The sequence below is a fragment of the Paenibacillus sp. OT2-17 genome, from assembly GCF_009827695.1.
GTDB classification, from domain to species: Bacteria; Bacillota; Bacilli; order Paenibacillales; family Paenibacillaceae; genus Paenibacillus; species Paenibacillus polymyxa_B.
This window is the reverse complement of the sequence record NZ_WUDQ01000347.1, coordinates 1-3919: the sequence shown is the minus strand read 5'-3', so window position 1 is coordinate 3919 and position 3919 is coordinate 1. Positions and strand designations below refer to the sequence as shown.

6 protein-coding genes are annotated in these 3919 nt (G+C 38.9%); 2 read left to right on the top strand and 4 right to left on the bottom strand.

Going from position 1 to position 3919, the window contains the following annotated elements; genetic code table 11:
* Positions 1 to 265, top strand: a 265-nt coding sequence (locus tag GRP75_RS20920; protein ID WP_483311103.1) for a beta-xylosidase family glycoside hydrolase, incomplete at its 5' end; no start/stop codon positions are given.
* Positions 266 to 542: 277 nt separating this feature from the next.
* Here GRP75_RS20920 and GRP75_RS20915 read toward each other — a convergent pair.
* Positions 543 to 1655, bottom strand: a complete 1113-nt coding sequence (locus GRP75_RS20915) for an alpha/beta fold hydrolase (protein WP_160790262.1) — start codon at positions 1653 to 1655, stop codon at positions 543 to 545.
* Between the two features lie 146 nt (positions 1656 to 1801).
* Here GRP75_RS20915 and GRP75_RS20910 point away from each other — a divergent pair, with 146 nt between their 5' ends.
* Complete coding sequence (locus tag GRP75_RS20910) at positions 1802 to 2377, top strand: TetR/AcrR family transcriptional regulator (protein ID WP_160790261.1); 576 nt, start codon at positions 1802 to 1804, stop codon at positions 2375 to 2377.
* Between the two features lie 169 nt (positions 2378 to 2546).
* On the opposite strand, the gene GRP75_RS20905 is transcribed toward GRP75_RS20910, so the two are convergent.
* From GRP75_RS20905 to GRP75_RS20895, 3 genes are all read right to left on the bottom strand, one after another.
* Entirely contained in the window at positions 2547 to 3212 is a 666-nt protein-coding gene (locus tag GRP75_RS20905) for an MBL fold metallo-hydrolase (protein ID WP_160790260.1), read from the bottom strand.
* A gap of 48 nt (positions 3213 to 3260) precedes the next feature.
* Positions 3261 to 3467 (bottom strand): hypothetical protein, encoded by a 207-nt coding sequence (locus GRP75_RS20900; protein ID WP_028541345.1) that lies wholly within the window; start codon positions 3465 to 3467, stop codon positions 3261 to 3263.
* A 59-nt stretch (positions 3468 to 3526) separates the two neighbouring features.
* Positions 3527 to 3919 (bottom strand): ATP-dependent Clp protease proteolytic subunit (locus GRP75_RS20895; RefSeq protein WP_160790259.1); only part of this gene is annotated, 393 nt, incomplete at its 5' end.

Genomic DNA, 3919 nt, shown 5'->3' with positions numbered 1-3919 from the left:
CAGCTCTGGAGCAATGACTGAAGTGGCCAGTGTCCCTTTCACCCAGAACAGAGTATATCTTAAGCTTATATGTGATTTTACAAATCAGATGGATAAAGCATATTTCTACTACAGTCTTGACGGCACAAATTGGACGGCTATAGGCAACACACTTCAGATGTCATATACAATCCCTCACTTTATGGGATACCGTTTTGCTTTGTTCAATTATGCTACTAAATCAACGGGTGGTTTTGTTGATTTTGATTATTTAAACTTGCAGTGACAAACAAGAGGGTTTGAAGCTGTGGATCTAAGTTCGTTTCTTGCGCTCCTTCAAGGTTCTTCGGTTTGAAAATCTAACCATGCTAGGCCGCATGAATTGAAAAGTTCAGAGGAAATTACGGACTTCTCCATTGAGATAACAGGGGGAAATGAATGGACTAAACCGACTCCATAATTGGAGTCGGTTTTTACTTGCCAATTGAATAACAACGATTGAAGCTATGGAACTACGATTTTGATGGGCATGTTGCGCATAAAAAAATATATATTTACAGTTGTTATAGGAACTTCTTCATTTCATTAAATGCTAACTCTCTGTGACCTGCTTGGCAATGTTGCTCACCGCCCGTTTCTTTAGTAAATACTTTGGTTGTAATGGACGCAGCATTGATTAATTCTTGTTGGATTTGTGCGAGTCGGCTAATAGGTACGTATTGATCATCTTCTCCAGCTAATAAAAGAACATCTTGATTAATGAATGCTCCAATGCCTTGCATCGTGTGCTTTTCGAAATTTTTAATGAGATCAAAAGGCGTTGCTACACCGGTGTTTTCCATCCCTTTGGTAATCTTCCAATGCAAATCAATATTGTGAGTCATCATCTGTTCCAATAATGAATTCACTTGATCTACTTCATTACGATCGACTAGCTGCACTATGCTCTGGTAAGTCTCTTCTGACATTCCCATTTTTAAGGCATCTAAACCACAATAGAAAATGTTAAAAGCAACTACTTTATCGATTCTCTTTTCGAAGGCTGCCGCACGCATAGCTAAATATCCTCCCCAAGAAGCACCTACGAGACTAACATGATCTAATTTGAAATAATCAATCACCGTTGATATGGGCTTTTCCCAGTTATGAATGAATTTTAGGCCGTTTTTTAAAGCAGTTCCTTGGCCAGGGCCATCGAATACAATAATATTGTAATCAATTCCCTTCATAAATCTCATCATTTTAAGCATCTCTTCCATGTAAGAATCATACCCACCAAAGACAAGTAATGTCTTCGTAGCTCCAGGTGTCAATAATTTTACAGCAGGAAGATACGAGTCTTCATAGGGAATCTTGTAGGATTCATAATCAAAATCATGAAAGCCTTTATAGAACATTTCTCTATATTTTCGATACATTTTTTCTTTATTGGGGTCTGTAGTTGCAAGATAAAATTCTGCAGCTTGATAGTAGACTGAGGATAAGTCATAGTCCTTGCTGTCTTCGCGTTTCTTTGCAAAATTGAGCCAAGCTTCATACCAGCTATGGGTGTCTTTTAATTTCGGAATCATTTCTTCCAAGTCAGCTTGTGCTCGATCATCTTCTTGATAATAATCATTGATAAAACGATTGATTTGAAGATTGAACTGTTCGTTATTGACATAGGATTTAAACATATATTGTCCTCCTTCAATTTGGGTATGTGCTTACTATAGAGTATAGTTACTACATAAAAAATAATTAGTATCGCATAATCTGTAGGATATCTTACACGGTATATATAAAGTGTTCGAAAACTTACACATAAGGAGCAAGTGGTTAAATGAATGAAGATATCAGAATTTATAAAACAAAAATAGCTATTGAGCGAGCTTTAATAGAATTACTCCAACAACATGATTTTAAAGATATTACGATCAAAAAAATCTGTGATCAATCTCTTATCGGACGTTCTACCTTTTATAGTCATTATTTGGATAAGTACGACTTACTAGAAAAAATAGTTAAACAGTATGCTTCTGATTTTAAAGTTGAAATTGAGCAGCGTTTTGATTCCACGGAAGATGGCAAGGTGGCAAACGCCATAGAACTTGTAACCGATAATATGATTAAGAATAAGCTCGAAATTTCAACATTGTTAGCCGTTCATGAAGTAACAGCAGATCTACGTAAGGAATTTGAACAAATTTTGTTTAGGACTTGCTTAGATTATTTAAAGCAACAGAATTCTTCAACTTCGATCGCATTAGAGTATTTAGCAGAACTATATGCTGCTAACTCAATGATGTCTATTCAGTGGGTTTTGAAAAATGGCAAAGATGCTAACATCATTCTTCTTTTAGATCAAATGCAAGAATATATTTTTTCTCAGTTAAAGTCTGATCTATATACAAGTTAGCACGCGTGAAGTGAGGTTTTTATGACTGATATATCATCGGATGGGTTGCAGGAATAAGCTTTAAAGAAGGGGTCGAAGGGAGGAAACAGTAGAAGAATTGAAGCACTGGTTCAATTCTTCTACGCTAACAACATCGTTCCACCAAAGGTAACTTGCTGGAACTTTAATTTTATAATCCTTGGGTAAGTCCTAATATCTGATCATTCACATGTACATTACTTAATCCCCCGTGATAACAAACTACGGATGCAATGTCGAGATCCAAATACTTTTTCAATGAGAGATGAGCTGCTTTTATATCGGGTGTGGTCGGGACATGAATTCCCGCGAGAATCCCGTTTACACTGTACATCGAATCCCCGGCAATAAGAGTTTTACTTTGCCTTAAATAAAGGCTGATATGCCCAGGGGTATGCCCAGGCGTATGGATGACGCGAATCCTGCCGCAAAACGGCAGTTCCTGACCATCTATTAAGGTATCGTCCACTTTGCCCTTCGGGGGATTCACAAGGTGACCATCTTTTAAAAGAGGGATCTCCCCCTGAATATACGGCTTATCCAGTTCGTGTGCATAGACTTTAATATGATGGCCACACTCCTGCAAAATCTCAGGAAGACAACCTATATGATCCACATCTTGATGCGTCAAAATCACAACTTTTAGTTGGTCAAACGACACGCCTACCTTTTCCATAGCCACGCGTAAATCTTCCATTTGCCCAGGGAGTCCTGTGTCTATTAAAACAGCCATTTCTTGATCCCACAAAAGAATAGGGTGAATCATATTCCCATGAAAATCTAGCTGAAGCATTTCTACTCCCTGTGAAATTTCCATAATATCGGGCCTCCGTACAATGTAATTGCCACCCATGCTAGAATAGGTTCATGGGGCGAATCCAACTCTATAGCGTTGCCGTTCCTTAATGTCAATGGATACGGTGCGAATGGATGTAATAGGAATAACAAGCGTCTGATATTGCGTAAGGTATTTAACGAACTTGTCGTCAATCTGATCCAATATCCCGTCGCATACATTTGTCCCATCTATAAAATGAATAGTTACTTCCTTGCCTTGTAAGTTTGCTAACATGATATCACCTCGTATTATTTCTTGAAGTTTCTTGCAGATCATTAGGTTTTGAGCATACTTTACAAAGAAGTTATCACTTGATCAATAACACCATATTCCAGTGCCTCCTGAGCGGACATGTAAAAATCCCGGTCCATATCTTTTTCGACTTTTTCAAAAGATTGCCCGGTCCGTTCAGCTGTGATACGGGTTGCCTTTTCACGAGTCCATAAAATTCGTTTTGCGCTGATCGCAATATCGCTAGCTTGACCTTGTGCGCCGCCGTGCGGCTGATGGATCATGATTTCACTGTTCGGCAACGCCGAACGTTTCCCTTTGGCGCCCGCCAGCAAAAGGATCGCGCCAAACGAAGCAGCAAATCCCGTACATATCGTGTGCACATCGGGTTTGATGTACTGCATCGTATCATAAATGGCAAATCCTGCGGAAGTAGAGCCACCCGGGCTGTTGAT

Excerpts from the sequence above, each read along its gene's own strand:
- GRP75_RS20915 (WP_160790262.1), bottom strand. The coding sequence starts at position 1,655 with ATGTTTAAATCCTATGTCAATAACGAACAGTTCAATCTTCAAATCAAT.
- GRP75_RS20910 (WP_160790261.1), top strand. The coding sequence starts at position 1,802 with ATGAATGAAGATATCAGAATTTATAAAACAAAAATAGCTATTGAGCGA.
- GRP75_RS20905 (WP_160790260.1), bottom strand. The coding sequence starts at position 3,212 with ATGGAAATTTCACAGGGAGTAGAAATGCTTCAGCTAGATTTTCATGGG.
- GRP75_RS20900 (WP_028541345.1), bottom strand. The coding sequence starts at position 3,467 with ATGTTAGCAAACTTACAAGGCAAGGAAGTAACTATTCATTTTATAGAT.